The sequence below is a fragment of the Kitasatospora sp. NPDC059327 genome (assembly GCF_042752535.1).
Classification (GTDB): domain Bacteria; phylum Actinomycetota; class Actinomycetes; order Streptomycetales; family Streptomycetaceae; genus Kitasatospora.
In genome coordinates this window covers 1-17,801 of record NZ_JBHYYB010000140.1, presented here as the reverse complement: position 1 = coordinate 17,801, position 17,801 = coordinate 1, and the positions used below count along the sequence as shown (strand labels likewise).

The following is a 17,801-nucleotide window of genomic DNA, read 5'->3' as shown; positions in this document are numbered from 1 at the left end:
GCTACGAACGCAAGGCCGACCACTTCGCAGCCTTCGCCAGCATCGCCGCGGCCCTCATCTGCACCCGATGGCTATCCAAATGAGATGTCTTCTTATTGCGGTTCGCCCCCGAGGCTTCGGCGACCGAGGGACCCCAGGGCTACACCGAGTCCTGGGCGTCCGTGAACCAGCACCCGCCGGCTCCCGAGTGGTTCCAGGACGGCAAGTTCGGGATCTACGCCCACTGGGGCGCCTTCAGCGTCCCCGCGTTCAGTGACGAGTGGTACCCGAGGCACATGTACATGGCCCACGAATCCTTCCTGCGTGTCCCCCCGCATCACGTCGCCAAGTACGGTGACCCGTCGTCGTGGCCGTACCACAACTTCATCGACGGTGCCCGCGACAAGGCCGGCAACTTCGTGCAGTTCGCTCCCAGACTGGCCTCGCAGGGCGGCACGTGGGACCCGGACGCCTGGGCCCGGCTGTACCGGGCGGCGGGTGCGAAGTTCGCCGGTCCGGTGGCCGAGCACCACGACGGCTACTCCATGTGGTCCAGCCAGTGCAACCCGTGGAACTCGGTGGTGCGCGGCCCCCGCCTCGACATCGTGGGACTGCAGGCGCAGGCCATCCGCGCCCAGGGGCTGAAGGTCGTGACGTCGATGCACCACGCCTTCCACAGCAGCAAGCGCAACGGACCGTACTTCAAGTTCGTGCCCCAGCAGTCGGATCCGACACTCCAGATCCTCTACGGGCAGCTGAGCGGTCCCGAGATGGCCAAGCTCTGGTACGACAAGCTGGCCGAGGTCATCGACGGCTACCAGCCGGACATGATCTGGCAGGACTTCTACGTGGGCGACATTCCGCAGGCCGAGCGTCTGCGCTTCCTCGCGCGCTACTTCAACAAGGCCGTCGCGGGGAACAAAGACGTCGTCACGACCTACAAGGGAAAGGACCTCAGCGGCGGAAGTTCGGTCTACGACTTCGAGCGCGGCGGTCCGCCAGGGCTGCTCAGCCCCTTCTGGCTGACCGACGACAGCGTCTCCTCCTCCAGCTGGTGCTACACGGAGGGCATCGGCTACTACCCCACGCGGGCCATGCTGCACTCACTGGTCGACAGGGTCAGCAAGGGGGGTGCCTTGCTTCTGAACATCGCCCCGAAGGCCGACGGCTCCATCCCCACCGAACAGCAGACCATCCTGCTCGGCATCGGGGACTGGCTCGGCCGCTTCGGCGAGGCCCTCTACGCCACCCGTGCCTGGACCTGCTACGGCGAGGGCCCCACCCAGATGGTCAGCACCCCGCTGGCCGGCACAGCGCGGGACATCCGGTTCACCCGCAGCAAGGACAACCGGGTGCTGTACGCCACCGCGCTGGGCTGGCAGGGCTCCACCATGACCATCGCCACGCTGGGCTCCAACCGGATCAACCTCGGCAACCTGACCGGTGCGCAACTGCTGAACCACACCACGGGCACCTACATCGACCTGCCTGCACCGACCCAGGACGGTGCCGGTCTGCACCTGACCATGCCCTCCTCCCAGCCGCCGTTCGACGCTCTGGCGTACTCCGTCAAGCTCACCTTCTCCGGCCAGATCCCCACCCTGGACGCCCCGGCCGCCCCTACCACCTGGGTGAAGATCGCCAACGCGGCCACCGGACGGGTGCTCGACGGCGGGGGCCAGGTCGCCGAGTGGACCAGGCTCCAGCAGTGGAACTACAACGTGAGCCCCAATCTGCAGTGGCAGCTGATACCCGTGGGCGACGGCTACTACCGCATCGTGAACCGCGCCACCGGCATGGTCATCGACGGCAGGCACGCCAAACCCCAGAACCCGCCCGTCGCCGTCCCGGATCCGTCCATCCCCAACCAGGTCCCGTGGAGCAACATCCACGATCAGCAGTGGATGTTCAACAGCATCGGTGGCAACCGCTACCAGATCATCAACCGCCGTAACCGCAGAGCCCTTGACGGCGACGGTAGCTCCACGCTCGGCGCCAACCCGGTGCTGCGGTCACCGGCCGTCAATAGCGCCAGCGCCAACAGAGAGTGGATCATCACCGTCGTCTGACCATGAATCGACGTACCGGTACCGCCCCGTGCGACGCGGGGCGGTGTCGGAGAACAGGCGGCAGTCACGGCAGGGCAGGTCGGTGAGACGGGGCCCGGTTCCGTCTCACCGGCCCTTGGGCCCGCTCCGGTCAGGTGGGCGGGGTTGTCGAGCGGAACGGACCCCCGCCCGGTCCGGGGAGACGTGCATGGTGCGCGTTCCGGCCCGGCTCCCGTACGACCGGTTCCCGCCGGACAGCACCGACCTGGACAGCGTCCTGCTGCACTGGCGGTGCTGGATCCGCGCCGGCTCCGAGTTCGAGCTGACCGTCACCGACGTCCCAGAGCCGGACGGCGAGCACATGACCACCGGCCTCCTGGCCGCCCCGCACTCCCGGGTCCGGGTGAAGTTCACCGACGACCAGGCCGTGGAGCTCGGCCTGCCGCCCGGCGTCGGCTACGTGGTGACGGGCGCCCTGACTGACCTGACCGACGCCGCGGTCGAGCTCATGACCTCCACCCCGATGACCGTTCCCGCCCGCTGGCTCCACCCGCCGCGCCCGGACAGCGAAGGAGCGCACCCGTAGTCGGAGCGGGGCCGTCTCACCCGTTGCCGGAGCGGGCGGACCGGCCGGCCTCGGCGGCGGCGTCCATCGTCGCGGCGAGGACGGGCAGTTCGCGCGCCGGGTCGTTCAGCACCGTGCGGGGCATCGCCGCGGCCAGCGCGATCCGCTCGCCCGCCGTCAGCTTCGGCAGCCCGTCGGCGACCACGCTGCCGGTGACGACGCCGGCGCTGAGGTCGTACGCCAGCTCCTCGTCCAGCTGTCCCTCGCCGCCCGGGACGACCTCCCGCCCCGCGGCCTGCTCGATCGCGTCGGCGGCCCGCTCCAGCACCGTGCGGTGCGCCACACGCGTTCCTGCGGCACCGGGATGGACGAGATGGTCCCGGTGGCGGGGCCTGCACCCCTGGCCGGCTGTTGCGCCTGCCGTTCTGACAGGCCTCTGCCTGGCCCTTTCCTACTGGCAGTACGGCGAGCCGGCCGGCCCGCCACTGGCCGACGGGATCGTGGTGGCCCTGAGTATGGTCATCGTTGGCGCAGTGGTGGTGGCTGCCCGCCCCGTGTCCCTCCTGGACCCGGTGACCGATCCGCACACCTCGTGGCGCCACGACCGCAAGCTGACCCTTGTTACGGGCACCGTGTTCGGCTTCTCCATTAGCTTTTCGCTGGGCGTGAACCAGGTGATCTGGGTCACCGAAGGCGTGGCAGCGGGCAGCCCCGACTGGGGCACCTTCCCTTTCATCGTGATCTGCTTCGGCCTGCCGTTCTCGTGCGCGTGCGTAGCGGCAATCTCCGACCGCTGGCGGACCAGCCTGCTCTTTCTGCAGTTGCGGCTGCGTGGCGACTTCCCGCTTCTGGGCATGGATTTCCTGAAGGATGCCTACGACCACCGTATTCTCCGGGCAGAAGGTGCCAGCTACCAGTTCAGGCACGTACTGCTGCAGGACAGAATCGCCCGCGATCAAGAGCCCAGACCACCGCTCCGAGGTGCCGCAGGGCTGAACTGGCAAGAGTGAGTGCCGGAGCGAGCCCGGTCTGGAACTTGAAGGCGATTGCGTCGATCACCTCACGGTGGTCACGCCACCGGCCACCGCGAGCTTCGGCGTCCGATCCGGCTGCAACGGCTTAATCCGCGCCCACTGCGCGTCAGGCCGGGGTCCGCAGGGACGCTTCCGGCCACCTTCGGCAGGTGAAGTGGGTGAACGCCTGACTGGCTGTATGCGGGTGTGGTGACGTCGTGGTCGGCGTCGACGATGGTGCCGATGGGCGTGAATCGGCGCTTCGTAGCGCGGCGACGACCCGTGAACGTCAGCGCTGTCCCGCCCTCCTGAGGGATTCCCCGGGTGTGGAGCGGGTAGTTGCGTCGTAAAGTCGTGAAAGCGATCATCCGTACGGCAGTCGTCGTTCCCACAGTTGAGTGAGGCCACCCCATGGCAACTTCCGTCGAAACGAATTCCGGCGTCGCGACCGCCATCACGGCCGTCGAAGTCCAGCTCGCCCAGCTTGAGGGGCAAAGGGCGTCGCTTGAGGCCGAGTTGGAGCGAGTGGCCGGGTATATCACGTCGCTGCGTGTCGCCCTTGACAGTCTGTGTGCCGTCGCCGCTAGCCTGAAGCCCGCCGTCGGCACGACAGCCGGGCCTGCCGTTCCGGCCTTGCTGTCGGCCGAGGAAGCCCTGCCGGTGGCGGAGGAGCGGGAACCGGCCGAGGTCGCTTCGGGGCTGCTCCCCGCGGTCGACGAGCCGGCACCGAGGAAGACGACCCGGCGCCGGGTCCCCGCCCCGTCGGCGGCCACCACCGAGGTGGCGCCTGCCAAGCGGGCCGCGCGCAAACCGCGCAAGACCACCGAGGTGACGGCCGAGGCCGCCCCGCTGGCCGAGAGCAAGCCGAAGGCGCGGAGCACGAGGAAGACCGCCGCGAAGAAGACGGCTTCGCCGGCTCCGGCAGCCCCGGCGGCGGCGAAGCGACCGCGGGGGATCGCCGACGGTGTGCTCAGCGCCCTGACAGCGGCCGGCAAGCCGCTGCGCGCGGGCGAGGTCTCCGCGGCTCTCGGCGCTGACAGCACCGACGACAACGTCCGCGCGACTCTGGAGCGGCTCGTCAAGGCGGGCCGGGCGCAGCGCGCGGGCCGTGGTCTGTTCGAGGTGCTGTCGAAGAGCTGACGTCGTGGGCCTGCTGGTTGGATCACCGTGTCGTGGTTGGCCTTTCGGGGCTGGTCGGGTTCGTTCCACATGCGCATCCGGCCGGTCGCCGACGCCCTGGCGGCCGTCGTGGCGACCCGCGGTGACCAGGTTGACGGCATAGTCTTCTACTCGGACAGGGGTTCCCAGGGCGGATTCAACTGGTCGTCGCAACACCTTGATCATGGAGGTGGGCGATGGGACGAGCCAGAAGCGGAGGGTGTCGCAGGCGCCTGTGGGAGCGCGACAGCAGTGGGCGGCGGATCGGGCGATGCGACCGCCGATGCGTTCACCGGGTTGGCCGGAGCCGTCTTGTGCAGTGCAGCGCCACTTCTGGCGGCGGATCGCGTCGGGAGTGACGATGGCAGAGGCCGCGGTGGCTGTGGCGTTTCATGGCCGGTTTGAGCCCCCACCGGCCGCTATCTGTCATTCGCTGAGCGTGAGGAGATCGCGCTACTGCGCGCCCAGGAGTTCGGCGTGCGGGAGATTGTTCGTAGGATCGGCCGCGACGCTGGCACGATCTCGCGCGAGCTGCGCCGCTACGCGGCGGCCCGGGGCGGAAAGCCGGTCTACCGGGCTCTGGTGGCGCAGTGGAAAGCGCAGCAGGCTGCGAAGCGCCCGAAGACCGCGAAGCTCGCAGGCGACGACAGGTTGCGTGAGTACGTGCAGGTGCGGCTGGCCGGCAGCGTCCGTCGCCCCGACGGCATGATCGGCACAGCGGTCCTCACGGGCCGCCCGGGGACAACGCAGATCTACCTGGCAAACGCGGCGAACTGGGGCAGTCGCAAGAGCCGCATATAGCACCAGAGTTACCAAAACGCCCACTGGCAGCCGGTGGCAATCCTGCCACGGTGTCCCGGTCCTGATCGCGTCAGGGGGTGGTGCCGCGGGGGGTGCGGCGTTGCCGGACGTCCCCGCGGCGGTGTTCCGTTCGGGGGTCAGCCGACGGGGACGTTGATCTGGACCTCGGGCAGGGTGAGGTGGTTGGTTCCGGCGAGCTGGATGCGGACGTAGCGTCCGTCGGCGCCCACGGGGACGGTCAGCTTTCTCGGTGCGGTGCCCCTGATCCGGATCTTCTTGACCGCAGGGTCGGCCTGGACGTCCGCCCAGCCGCGGCCGGTCAGGTCGGTGTCCGACACGATGACATCGAGGTCGGTGAGACGCTCGAAGAGGCGGTCCGTGCGGTTGAACAGTTCCACCGACCGGACCGGCTGCTTCACGCCGAGATCGACCTGCCACCACGGCTGGGCCTCGTACTTGGTATAGCTGGGGGTCGCGTCCCAGTAGACGCCGCTGGTGTTGCCGTCCACCGCGTTCCCGGCCTCCTCCCGGCCCGCCCAGTTGGTGGAGGACTGGGTGGCGGGCCTGTGCAGCGCCGCGTTGACGGTGGCCTGCACCGGCGCGCCGAACCGCTTGTCGGTGAACACGGTCGTCCACTGCTGGTCGGCGAACCACTCCTGCACGGCCCGGGTGTAGTGGATACCGTCGTTGTATATCCCGAGGTTCCTCGGGATCGCGGGATCGTAGAGAGGCGTGCCGGTCGCGGAGACAGCCTCCGCCGGGTCGAGCAGCCGGTAGGGGTTGGGCGCGGGCCGGGCGGCGAGCCCGGTCAGCGCGTCGGTGACGTGCGCCTTCAACGTCGCGTTGTAGTGATTGGAGCGCGGACGGTAGAGGAAGACCGGGGCCGTGGTCGCGCCGGCGATCGTTCTCAGCGGCTCCAGGACCTTCAGGAACGCCTGCTGCATGTGGTCGGCGCTGATCGTCGACCGGGCCGTCACCTCGGCCTCCCACTGGTTCCAGTGGATGCCGATGACGCGCGGCTGCTTGCCGGCCTCCCGCAGCGCCCGCAGGCCGTTGGCGATCGTGTTCACCGTCAGCGGGAACAGGCTCTCGACGTCGGTCGGGTCGCGGTCCGGCCACCACCGGTTGTTGATCCCGTCGGCCTCCTGGATTCCCTGGCTGCCCCAGGCCACGTGGATCACGTGGAGGTCGGGCAGGGCCGCGCCCGCCGTGACGGCGCGCTCCCAGCGCAACGCGGTCGCCGTCGCGACGTTGTAGCTGCGGCCCCCGTTGTACTCCTGGCCGAGGTTGCTGCCGGCACAGGTGTACGGCGACCAGGTGGCGCTCTCCGCACCGGTCACCCGATTGTTCGTCCGGTTCAGCCCTTTGACGCGGCCGAAGGCCTTGCACTGCGCCACATCGGCGGCGTCCTGGATCGGTACCCCAGACCCTACCGCGTTGCTCTGGCCGAGCACGATCAGCACCGGCGCGTCCTTGGTGAGGTCGTACGGGGCCTGCGCGGGATCCGGCGAGGGCTGGGCGGGGGGCGCCGCCGCCGACAGAGTGGGGGCCAGGGCGGCGGAACCCGCCAGCAGCGCGAGCGCGGCCACGAGCGAGGTTCCCAGGCGGTGGAGGGACGTGAGGGCGAGACGTCCGGACGACGCCCGGAAGGCCTCTCCGTGCTGAGGGGTCCGGCTCCCGGCCGGAGGCTGAACGGCGATTCTTTCGAACATGGGTGGATGCTCCTTACCGCGAGTCCCACAGGGTGGTCGGGCCGTTGTGCCCGGCATGGGACGTGGTGGGTGAGAGTGGCTCGTCGCCGCGGGTGGACGGACACGCCCGCGGGATGATGGGAGGACGACCCCGCACATCTGGTCGTGGCTACGTTTGTCCACGTGCTGACGCCCGGGTGTGCGGGGTGAGGAACAGCGCGTCGCCTGCCGGCCCGCCTGGGGCCGGGTGCCATCTGACCGTCGGTCACGGCCGCGCGGATGCCGGGGGTGTCGATCGAGGCGTCGACCGGGAGCCCGGGTCATCTCCCCGCACCGGCGTCGGCTGCGACCCGACCCGCGCACGGCGCTCTCCGACAGGAACAAGGTGGCCGTGGGAAGTCGACGACGAGCGTCATTGACGCCGGGTCGCCGGCACCGCCCCGTGCGACGCGGGGCGGTGCCGGCGCTTCGCACCGGCGATCAGATGGCGGTGATGGTCCATTCCCTATTGGTGTTGATGAGGTTGTCCGGCTTCCGCGTCATCACGGCGGAGCCGCTCGTGGTGCTGCCTTCGCCGTCAATGACTTTGCCGAGAAAGCGGTTGATGATCTGGTAGCGGTTCTCACCTATGTTGTTGAACAGCCACTGCTGCCTGGGGTTTCTGTCCCACGGGACCTGGTGGAGGGGAGCGTCCTTGTTTTGCTCGCCCACGATCTCAATGACCATGCCGTTGGTGCGGTTCATGATGCCGTAGTAGCCGTCGCCCACGGGTATCAGCTGCCACTGCAGATTGGGGCTCTCATTGGAGTGCCATTGCTTGATGTTGGTCTTCGCAGCGACCTGGCCCCCGCTGTCGAGCACCTTTCCGGTGGCCGCGTTGGTGATCTTCACCCAGGTGGTAGGGGCGGCCGGGGCGTCCAGGGTGGGGATCTGGCCGGAGAAGGTGAGCTTGACGGGGTACGCCAGGGCGTCGAACGGCGGCTGGGAGGAGGGCATGGTCAGGTGCAGACCGGCACCGTCCTGGGTCGGTGCGGGCAGATCGATGTAGGTTCCCGCGTTGATGTCCAGCAGTTGCGCGCGGGTGAGGTTGCCGAGGTTGATCCGGTTGGAGTTCAGCGTCTTGATGGTCATGGTGGAGCCCTGCCAGCCCAGCGCGGTGGCGTACAGCACCCGGTTGTCCTTGCTGCGGGTGAACCGGATGTCCCGCCCTGTGCCGGCCTCCGGGGGGATGTGGGTGCCGCCGCCCATCGGGGTGTGGCCCTCGCCGTGGCAGGTCCAGGCGCGGGTGGCGTAGAAGGCCTCGCCGAAGCGGCGGAGCCAGTTCCCGATGTCGCGCAGGATGGTCTGCTGTTCGGTGGGGATGGAGCCGTCGGCCTTCGGGGCGATGTTCAGGAGCGTCGCGCCGCCCTTGCTTACCCTGTCGATCAGTCCGTGCAGGATGGACCGCGCGGAGTAGTAACCGATGCCCTCCGTGTAGCACCAGCTGCTGGAGGAGACGCTGTCGTCGGTCAGCCAGAAGGGGCTGCGCAGCCCTGGCGGACCGCCGCGCTCGTAGTCGAAGACCGAATTCTGGAGGCCGAGTCCGTCCTTGTGGACCGTGGCCACGTCCTTGTTCTGCGCGACGGCCATGTTGTAGTAGCGCGCGAGGAAGCTCAGACGCTCAGGCAGCAGAAGGTGGCTGACGTAGAAGTCCTGCCAGATCATGTCAGGCTGGTAGCCGTCGATGACCTCGGCCAGCTTGTCGTACCAGAGCTTGGCCATCTCGGCCTCGCTCAGCTGTCCGTAGAGGATCCGCAGCGTCGGATCCGACTGCCGGGGCGCGAACTCGTAGAACGGATTGTTGGGTCTGCTGTGGTAGGCGTGGTGCATCGACAGCAGTACCTTCAGCCCCTGGCCCCGGATTGCCTGGGCCTGCAGTCCCACGAGGTCGAGCTTGGGGCCGCGCTGGACCGAGTTCCACGGGTTGCACCGGCTGTTCCACATGGAGTAGCCGTCGTGGTGCTCGGCCACCGGACCGGCGAACTTCGCGCCCGCGTCCTTGAACAGCCGCGCCCAGGCGTCCGGGTCCCACGCGCCGCCTTGAGAGGCCAGGCTGGGGGCGAACTGCTTGAAGTTGCCGGCCTTGTCGCGGGCACCGTCGATGAAGTTGTGGTAGGGCCACGCCGACTGGTCGCCGTACGTGGCGACATGGTGCGCGTAGTCCTTCTCCCGGGAGTCGTACATTCTCCTCGGGTACCACTCGTTGTGGTATGCGGGAACGCTGAAGACGCCCCAGTGGGAGTAGATCCCGAACTTGCCGTCCTGGAACCACTCGGGGGCCGCCGGGTGATGGTATACGGACGACCAGGTCGCGGTGTAGCTCTGGGGCCCCTCGGTGGCGGAAGCCTGCGGGGCGAACCGGAACAGGCCGAACGCCGTGGCCGCGCCGGCCGCTCCTAGCAGGCGGCGCCTGCTGATCTCATAGGGAGAGGAAGACATGTCGTTCCCTTCGAAACGCCGATGATGATCGGTTCAAGGAGGAGGACACCCGGCGCCCAGAAGTGGCCTGGGAGCCGGCGCCCTTGGTTGACCGCGACGTGGCACGCCGCGGCATGGTGTGACTTGGTCTGGCGTCGCGCGGTCCGGGCGACGCCGACAGTGGAGCGGGCCGGGCGCCTCGGCGGCCGTCCGATCCCTGGGTGTCCGCCCTGTCGGCCGGCGCCGTCGCGATCCACGACCGCACGGATGCGCCGGCCATCCGCGACGCATCGGACACGTCCTCGCACCCGCGAAGGCGACACCGACGATCGCGACCGCCGAACCGCACCTCCCGCGGCCCGCGGCCACGGACCGGCCCGAACCGGTCACCACGCTCACGAAGGCACCGTGGCCGGTGGCGGCGAGTACCCTCCACACTGTCCGATGACGCCATCGAGAGGGGCGGCGCGGTCGCCACGCCGGCCAGGACCCTCCGACGAGAAGTGGACTCCGACGACGTGGGTCCCGTCCGAACGCCGACCACGGGGCACAACGCTCACACTCCAGCAAGGCACACCTCCGGCGTCAACGATCTCGCCATGAACCGCACACCAGTACAGGAGGCACTCCCGTGGACGGCCCAACTTGTCGGTGGCCCAACCGCCGCACCAGACATTGGATGTATTAACAGCGATCGCGCCCGCCTTGTCTATAGAATCCGCAAAGTTTCCTGGCTACTTCCCAATTCATCCGCCAGGTGAGACTCCCGACGCCAGAGACATGGGATGTCAAGGAAGGTCCATCGGGCCGTGGGAAGACTCCGGTCCGCGGCCGTCGACAGGCGAGCCCCTCCACCCCCGAACCATGGCGAGCTCAGGTCGGACCGTGTCCCCGCTGGTCGGTCGGGAGGTCTGGGAGGTCTGACCGCCGACGGGACGGCGTGCCCGCCAGGCGGGAGGGCGTGAGCGCTTGACCCGTCCTCAGGGCGACCGGGTGGCCCTGGTTCCTCACTGCGACCGCACAAACGGTTCGCCTTCCGGCGTCCGACCGCGCGCTCTCGGGTCCCCGGGCCCATGGCGACACGGGCCACCCCTCCCGCTGACGGGCCGGGTGCGAACCGCCGCCCGCGAGCCCCGCCGGCTCGCTCCGAAGGGGCTTGACCGCGTCCGACGGATGGCTGATAGTCGTCCTGGAACTCCTGTTGGACCCAGCGCCTGGCGCCGGCTGCCCGATCCTTTCGGCATGACGTGGCGGGTCACCTGAGGTTCCACCACGGCGAGGCCCGTGGCGTCCCCGCCCGGCCTCGCGAAGGTCTCCGGGCAACGCACGGACCCGTCGGCGCCGGCCCGATCTCGGCGGAGCCGCTCCCAGCTGACCCCAACCGCCAGGCCGTCGACCTGGCGGCCCGATTCCACCCTCACGGAATCGCAGGCATCTGCCGAGGAGCGTGTGCTCCGCGTGCTTCCGCCGGAACCGGCCCGGTTCGGGAGGCGGCCGACCCGCTCGGCTCCACCGGTGGTGACCACGGGACCGCCCCGCGGCCCTGCCGACAAGCAAGAAAGAGATTCCCATGTTCCGCAACGCCCTGGAACCCTGGCACCTTCTCGTCGTGGTCGCCGTCATCATGCTGCTCTTCGGATCGAAGAAGCTGCCCGAAGCGGCCCGCGGGCTCGGCAAGTCGCTTCGTATCCTCAAGGCCGAGACGAGGGCGCTCCACGACGACGCACCGACCGAGACACCCACCGCCACCGCGGCCCACGCCCCCGACGAGACCGCCTCCGGCCGCCTCCCCGCGGGACCCGCCCCCCAACCCGACTGATCCGGGCCGCCGGCGAGGTCCGCGCCCGGGCACGGACCCGGGGACAACGGTCCGGGCGCGGTCTCACCAACGGCATTCCCGACCTGGTCAGCGGCGTCCCGTACTCCTGCCACCTCCCCGCCGGCCTCTACCACCGCGGCTGCGAGCACTTCGTCGACCGCCGCAAGGACAGGTCTCGGTGCCATATGCGACGAACCCGTTCCAGCTAGCGGTGGCCGGCGGCTACTTCATCGGCGACCCGACTACCCACGATGCCCTCCTGCACGACACCCTCGAACAGGCCGCCCACACCGTCCAGCTCGCCCACCTCCACAACCTGTGACCGGACCGGCCTGCCGGTCACCGTGCCGGCGGACCGGACGCACCCATGACACCGGGCGCTCGTCGACCCGGGATGGGCGACTTCCCCGAGCGGCTCGACACACTGACCGACACCATGTGCGCGATGACCGATCTGGTGGCGGCCGACGGCCGGTCCGTCGGCCGCCACCGACACCCTCGGCGCCGTCGACGTGCTGCTCCGGCCCCTGGCCCGGCTCGGTCCCGAGGCCGCCGCCACGCTCGCTCCGGCCCTGGCCGCGACCGCCCGCACGCGCGCCCTGATCGGTGACGCCACCTTCCCGGCCGCGCCAGCCCCCGGGCGCCGGTGGCAGGACGGGCTGCGGCCCGGCGACCGTCCCGAGGACTGGGCCGAGCGCGACCTGGATGTCGCGGAGGCGCTCTGGTGGAGGGAGTACCGCGGCCGGCACACCGCGGGCCGGCCCTGGTCGTCCGCCATCCGGTGAATCCGCTCCGGGCGCCGACGCGGTGGTGGGAGGCTGGCGGTTGTGACAGAGCGGAAGGACACCTGAGGGGAACCGGTGATGGACGCACCGGCACAGCCGCCGGCCGCACCGCCGGAGCGGCCGATCACCGCGAGGGTGACGGTCGGCGGCACGGAAGCTGCCGCGCCGCGCGAGCTGGCCGCAGTGCTGGGCCGCACCGCCGAGGCACTGGCCCTGGAATACGCGGCCGGCGCGCTGAAGCTGCCGACCACCACGATCGGCGAGTCGCAGTTCGCGGACTGGGCGCTCTTCGACGGCCCGTCGGGCCTCGCCACGCAAGCGGACCAGCACCTGGTCGACGGGTTCGGCCGGTGACCCGGACGGCCGCGCCGGTGTTCGCGGTGGCAGACACGGGAGTGCCACTGGCGTTCAACGCACGCGACGACCTGCACACGGCCGGCGTCCAAGCACTGAACGTGCCGAAGATCCTGATCATCTCGCCACTGGTCCAGGCAGAGCCGGACCCACCTGCTCCACACCCGCGCCGGGGAACGAGCTGCCGTGGAAGCGGTCACCCGCCTCGGCGCCCTCGCCGGACAGGGCCGGATCCAAACCACAGGCATCGACCGCCCGCCGCTCACGGAGGCGGAGGAACTGATGCGCCGACACCTGGGAACGCGACCCGGCCTGGCCGACCGCGTCAACGCCGCCCTCGCCTGGCGGCTGACCAGGCCCGCGCTGCTCAGCTTCGACAAGCACTACAGCACGCCTATGCCCCCGCGCCGCGCCGGTGCGAAGCGGGCTGGAGGTCCACCCCGGCACGCGACGGGCCGAGGCGGATGTCGCCCGCTGCGCCGCCGGTGCCCGCCGGACCCGAGACGCAAACCCTGGGCAATCACCGGCGTGTGAACGCCGCCGTTCGGCCCACTGTCCATCTCCAGCGCGCCTTGGCTGGTGTGGAGCACGATGCGTGGGGTGTGCGGTTCGTTGTGGTGAGGCCGGGCTCGATTCGCGAGCCAAAACGGCGGCGACATCTGGATCCACAGCGACCCGTTCGTCCGGTCGCGCCGCAGGATCTCGCGGCGCGACCGGACGGACGGGTCAGGCGAAAGTGCCTGGGGGTCAGGGGATGTAGTTGATGCGGTCAAGGAGCATGTAGATGCCGCTCTTCTTGACGACACGCAGGGTGTGGTTGCCGGCGGTCAGGTTGCGGGCGCTGTAGACGGTCTGCTGAGTGAGGCGGGTGGAGTTGGTGGTGTCGGCGGTGGCCTGCAGGACATCGTCGAGGTAGATGTCGACCAGTCCCTGGTCCCAGTTCTTCTCAGTCACGTAGTCGACGCCCGTGCCGGTGAAGGAGTACTGGAAGGAATCCCCGTTGGTGGTGGTGGAGTGGACGTCGTTGCCGTAGTCGCCGAAGGTTCGGTTGGAGCTGACGGACCAGGTGCCGGTGTAGGTGATGCCCGGGGCGTTGTCGTTGAGTGTCTGGGGAGTCGAGTGGATTCTGAACCCGTCGACGATCATGTACTTGCCGGTCTTCATCACCCCCTTAATGGTGTGCTGGCCCGGCGTCAGGCCGCTGATGGAGTAGATGGTCTGCTGGTACGCACGGCTGCTGCCGAAGGCGTCGACGGTCTTCTGGAAGACTCCGTCGATCGAGATGTCGATCTGACCCTCGTCGGAGTAGGTCTCGCTGATCAGGTCGACCCCGGTGCCGTTGAACGTGTAGGTGAACGAGTCGCCGATCTTGGTGGTGGAGCTGAGGTCGTCCATCAGCGAGTACTTCCCACCGATGGCCGCGTATTTCCACTGCCAGCCGTCGCCGGTGTAGGTGACGCCGGCGGTGTTGTTGTACGTCTGGGCCGTGACCGGCTTGGTGAGCGTCAGGACGGTTCCGCTTTGCTGGTTGCGCCACAGGTCGAGGGTGACCGTGTTGCCGGGGTCCGTGCTGTTGTAGACGGTCCAGAAGCTGTTGCGGTCGGTGATCGTGGTGCCGGCGGCCTTGCGGATCACGTCGTTGCTGCGCAGGCCCTGGGCGTAGGCGGGCGAGTCGGTGGGCACGTAGGTGAGGAGGAAGCCGTTCTGGTCCGGGAGGCCGGTGGCGGACTGGTCCGCGTTGCCGGCGATCTCCTTGGCGGTGGCGCCCAGGAACAACTCGGTCTGGTCCTTGATCGTGGGTACGGTCGACCCGGTGGGCCAGGTGACGGCTGGTGGGGTGGGCTCGCCGGCGTTGCCGGTACCGAACCGGTCCATCGGGAAGTTGGTGAATCCGAGTGCCAGGGCCGGGGAGCCTGTGGCGACGGTGTAGTCCCTCATGGCGGGCTGGGTCCAGGGCGAGCCTTGGGTGAAGGCTGGGTTGGCGGTGATGGAGTGGGCGTCCATCCCGTTCGCCGCCCAGGTGCCGCCGGGGGTGGTGATCGGCTTGCCGTTGTTCCAGAACAGGTTGTTGTCGACGGCGTACCTCGCGGTGGCCGGGTCACTCTGATAGTTGGTGTAGGGCTTGCCCGACAGTGTGATGTTGTGGTTGATCGTGTCACCGACGTCGCGGTGGGTGATCTGCTCGTAGATGCTTCCGTCGACCAGGATGTTGTTGGTGACGGTGCGGTTGAAACCGTCGCGCAGCTTGATGCCGGCGTTCAGCAGCAGGTTGTTCTTGAGAACGTAGTTGGTGCAGCCGTCGTCGAGGTCGATGGCCCACTCGCGGTTGTGCCAGATCCTGTTGTTGCTGACGGTGATCGGTTCGATTGCGTCGAGCTGGGATATCTGCTTCTGGTTCGCATCGGAGCTGGCGCTCGGGTTGAGGTTGGGCCCGGCGATGGGCCAGAAGCGGTCGCGGCCCCAGGCGTTGATCGGGCCGTGGTCCGAGGTCTCCTTCACGCAGTCGAAGAGGTCGTTGTACTCGATGAGGTGGCCGCCCCACGTGCCGTCGTTGATATTCACGCAGGAGCGCGGGCTGCCGTGGACGGTGTTGTGGGAGACCGTGACCCGGCTGCTCATGGAGATGTTGACGCCGGCGCTCTGCTTCTCGAAGCGGCCCATGTCGGCCATGCTGTTGTAGCTGACCGTGATGTCGCGCGGGTAGTCCTCGCTCTTGGGGCCGGGGGTGAGGTCGGTGGGTGGGTTGACCATCAAGGCCCAGGTGGAGGGATTGCGTACGGCGTCCCTGGACCCGACGACCTGGACGTCGCTGGCGCCCGATCCGGTGAACCGGTTGCGGGTGACGACATCGCCCTTGTTGTAGCCGTCAAGGAAGACGCCGTTCCCGCCGACCTGCTGGAAGGTGGAGTTGGATACGGTAATGCGCTCGGTGTTCTTGGTGTGGATCGCGCCGGCCCGGGCGATCGCCCAGTCTCCGAGTTGCAGACCCTCGTAGGGGGTGTTGAAGAGGGTGCGGTGGGTCTGGGTGTAGGTGAAGCCGTCGAAGGTGATGTCGTGAACCGGCGCGGTACTGGACGCGCCTTCGATGCGGACCAGCTCGTTGAGCTCTGCGGTCTCGACGACGGCGGTGCTCAGGTCGGTGCCGGTGGGTGGCTGGAAGTACAGCTTTCCGGCTGCCTTGTCGTGGAACCACTCGCCGGGGGCGTCGAGCTCCTCGAAGATGTTCTCCGCCACGACGTTGCTGTCGTCCTTGCCGCTGCCGCGGTTGTTGTCACCCACCCACCGCAGCTGGAGCGCCGAGGACGTGCGGCCGGTGACCTTGTAGTCGTTGCCGCCCCAGTGCGAGTTGTGCAGAGCACGGACCAGGCCCGTGGTGGGGTTCTGCCAGGTCTGCGACCTGCTGTTGAGGGTGGACATGTTGGTGGTGCCGTTGAGGATCGCGGATCCGGCGGCGAAGTTCGGATAGCGGGCCAGGACCTGCTGTTGCCCGTTCAGGAACAACCCATCCACGTCCAGGCCCTTGCCCACGTCGGCGACCTTGGTATTCCCCGAGTACGTCGACCAGGCCGCCTGGACCCGGCGGCCACCGCTGAGGACGGCCTGCTCGCCGGGGTAGGCGGAGTAGGTGACCGGTGCGGAGGCCGTGCCGGAGTCGGCGGCTGTGAAGTTCAGGGTCGCGCCCAGGTGATAGGTGCCACCGCGCGCCCAGACGTGAACGGCCTTGCCGGCCGCGCTGGCGGCCCTGGCGGCGGTCTGGGCGCGGGCAGGTGTCAGGAAGGCCTGTGTCTCGGAGGTGCCGGCGTTGGCGTCGTTCCCGTTAGTGGCGATGTAGAGGTTCACCGCTCCCGGGTCCGAGGGCGTCAGGGCCGCTGCGGGGGTGGACAGGACCGGTGCGAGGGCGAGCGCCATGAGTGTGGCCGAGGTGGTGGTGGCGAGCAGACGCCTGGACGACCGTCGTCTGGGTCTTGCCTGGGGGGAGTGGGGCATCATGCTGCGGCTCCTTGCGAAGGGGCGGGGTGGCTGTCTAAGAGGTGGCTTGGGTACCTTCAGCCGTACTTGGGAACATCCGGTCTCCGGCCGGATGTGGCGCGTGGCTGGGTGCAGCGTGCGAATTGCCCGCCGGGGCAGTGAGTGGCGAGAGCTTCGTGCTGCGGGTGCCGGCCGACTGGGCCGGGCGGTGGGGTCCCACCCTGACCACCCTTGCCGCCGGCGAGGGTGGTCAGGGTAGGACCCAGAATTTCGATGGACAACGGCGGGACAGTGATCTCTAGCACCGGGCCGCTCTTGCTGCCCGCGCCCTGGGCCTTGGTGGCGGGGCCGTAGCGGTGTCCCTGGAAGGTGGCGGCGGTCCGGGTATCGACGGTGTAGGTGGAGAACTGGGCCCGGTGCGGTGCGGTGCGGTGCGGTGCGGCTGCGGCGCGCGCCCACTCGGTCTCCCGCGCGGCCTGGTCGGGTTGGCGTCCGGCCTCGACCACGATCGTGGCTACCGGCTCGGCGGCGGCGAGTCGGCGGATCCGAATCTGCCGTGCAGGGCCGGGCCGGTGAGTCAGGGGTAGGTCAGGTGAGCCAGGTCCCAAAGGTGGACGTGGGAGTTGATGATCTCGGAGGCATGGGGTTGCTTCAGGAGCGTGGTGGGCGCCGGAGGCGCCCCCCGGGCGGGGTGGTGATGGGAAAGCAAGGTTCCGCCCGACGCCTCAGTACATGGGATGAGTATTCGACCTGGCAACGGGATTGTCTAGGTGATCGACGCAGGTTCTGCAGATACTGCCTGGTCGAAGGGATCCTCAAGCCGGGCGGGCCTTCAGATTGATGGGATGTCTGGGTGGGGTTGACCGAAGAGCGCCGGAACGGCTGGGCCCGGTGCCACCGATTGCCGGAGAGCCATCGACGGACGAAGGCGACGGCGCTGGGACCGACGGACAGGAAAGCGGCAACTGATGCCGGCAGGCTCCGGGGTATGTTCCAGAGCGTGCGCGAGACGCTGTTCCCCTCACGCCGGGCACCCGTGCAGCCCACCACCCAGGCCGGGCACGTGCGCTAGTGTCCTGCGCCGGAGATCCGTCGGCAGAATCGGGCGAGTGAGTCGAGGATCTCGTCGGCGGTCTTGGTCCAGGTGAACGGTGTGGGGTCC

Annotated in this window: 12 protein-coding genes and 1 pseudogene; 9 read left to right on the top strand and 4 right to left on the bottom strand. The window is 68.9% G+C overall.

Annotated features, from left to right (window positions below; translation table 11 throughout):
* Positions 1–95 precede the first annotated feature (95 nt).
* On the top strand, positions 96–2,048 hold the full coding sequence (locus ACFXHB_RS41050) for an alpha-L-fucosidase (RefSeq protein WP_380581676.1): 1,953 nt from the start codon (positions 96–98) through the stop codon (positions 2,046–2,048).
* A 187-nt stretch (positions 2,049–2,235) separates the two neighbouring features.
* Positions 2,236–2,613, top strand: coding sequence for a hypothetical protein (locus ACFXHB_RS41045; RefSeq protein WP_380581674.1), 378 nt, complete (start codon positions 2,236–2,238; stop codon positions 2,611–2,613).
* A 16-nt stretch (positions 2,614–2,629) separates the two neighbouring features.
* Here the strand turns inward: ACFXHB_RS41045 and ACFXHB_RS41040 are convergent, their stop codons facing one another.
* Positions 2,630–2,935 carry a hypothetical protein gene (locus ACFXHB_RS41040; protein WP_380581672.1) on the bottom strand — a complete coding sequence of 102 codons (306 nt, stop codon included), beginning with the start codon at positions 2,933–2,935 and terminating at the stop codon, positions 2,630–2,632.
* A 172-nt stretch (positions 2,936–3,107) separates the two neighbouring features.
* Between ACFXHB_RS41040 and ACFXHB_RS41035 the strand changes: the two genes are divergently transcribed.
* The 3 genes and pseudogenes from ACFXHB_RS41035 to ACFXHB_RS41025 all read left to right on the top strand — a co-directional run.
* The gene (locus ACFXHB_RS41035; RefSeq protein ID WP_380581670.1) at positions 3,108–3,602 is read left to right on the top strand and encodes a hypothetical protein; all 495 of its coding nucleotides are present in this window, start codon (positions 3,108–3,110) and stop codon (positions 3,600–3,602) included.
* Positions 3,603–4,016: 414 nt separating this feature from the next.
* Positions 4,017–4,745: a hypothetical protein gene (locus tag ACFXHB_RS41030; RefSeq protein ID WP_380581668.1), complete on the top strand. Its 729-nt coding sequence runs from the start codon at positions 4,017–4,019 to the stop codon at positions 4,743–4,745.
* A gap of 379 nt (positions 4,746–5,124) precedes the next feature.
* Positions 5,125–5,468, top strand: a pseudogene (locus ACFXHB_RS41025) (helix-turn-helix domain-containing protein); the annotation flags it as partial.
* A 233-nt stretch (positions 5,469–5,701) separates the two neighbouring features.
* Here ACFXHB_RS41025 and ACFXHB_RS41020 read toward each other — a convergent pair.
* Together ACFXHB_RS41020 and ACFXHB_RS41015 are read right to left on the bottom strand one after the other, a co-directional pair.
* Positions 5,702–7,276 (bottom strand): discoidin domain-containing protein, encoded by a 1,575-nt coding sequence (locus ACFXHB_RS41020; RefSeq protein WP_380581666.1) that lies wholly within the window; start codon positions 7,274–7,276, stop codon positions 5,702–5,704.
* A 459-nt stretch (positions 7,277–7,735) separates the two neighbouring features.
* Complete coding sequence (locus ACFXHB_RS41015; protein WP_380581664.1) at positions 7,736–9,733, bottom strand: alpha-L-fucosidase; 1,998 nt, start codon at positions 9,731–9,733, stop codon at positions 7,736–7,738.
* Positions 9,734–11,282: 1,549 nt separating this feature from the next.
* On the opposite strand from ACFXHB_RS41015, the gene tatA reads away from it, so the two are divergent.
* The 4 genes from tatA to ACFXHB_RS40995 all read left to right on the top strand — a co-directional run bounded on the left by tatA (position 11,283) and on the right by ACFXHB_RS40995 (position 12,670).
* Entirely contained in the window at positions 11,283–11,531 is a 249-nt protein-coding gene (tatA, locus tag ACFXHB_RS41010; RefSeq protein WP_380581662.1) for a Sec-independent protein translocase subunit TatA, read from the top strand.
* Positions 11,532–11,709: 178 nt separating this feature from the next.
* On the top strand, positions 11,710–11,853 hold the full coding sequence (locus ACFXHB_RS41005) for a hypothetical protein (protein ID WP_380581660.1): 144 nt from the start codon (positions 11,710–11,712) through the stop codon (positions 11,851–11,853).
* Positions 11,854–12,043: 190 nt separating this feature from the next.
* Positions 12,044–12,316, top strand: a complete 273-nt coding sequence (locus tag ACFXHB_RS41000) for a hypothetical protein (RefSeq protein WP_380581658.1) — start codon at positions 12,044–12,046, stop codon at positions 12,314–12,316.
* 78 nt (positions 12,317–12,394) lie between these two features.
* Positions 12,395–12,670 carry a hypothetical protein gene (locus ACFXHB_RS40995; RefSeq protein WP_380581656.1) on the top strand — a complete coding sequence of 92 codons (276 nt, stop codon included), beginning with the start codon at positions 12,395–12,397 and terminating at the stop codon, positions 12,668–12,670.
* Positions 12,671–13,417: 747 nt separating this feature from the next.
* Here ACFXHB_RS40995 and ACFXHB_RS40990 read toward each other — a convergent pair.
* A complete protein-coding gene (locus ACFXHB_RS40990; RefSeq protein WP_380581654.1) occupies positions 13,418–16,660 on the bottom strand; it encodes a right-handed parallel beta-helix repeat-containing protein in 3,243 nt (1,080 codons plus the stop codon).
* Positions 16,661–17,801: the final 1,141 nt, after the last annotated feature.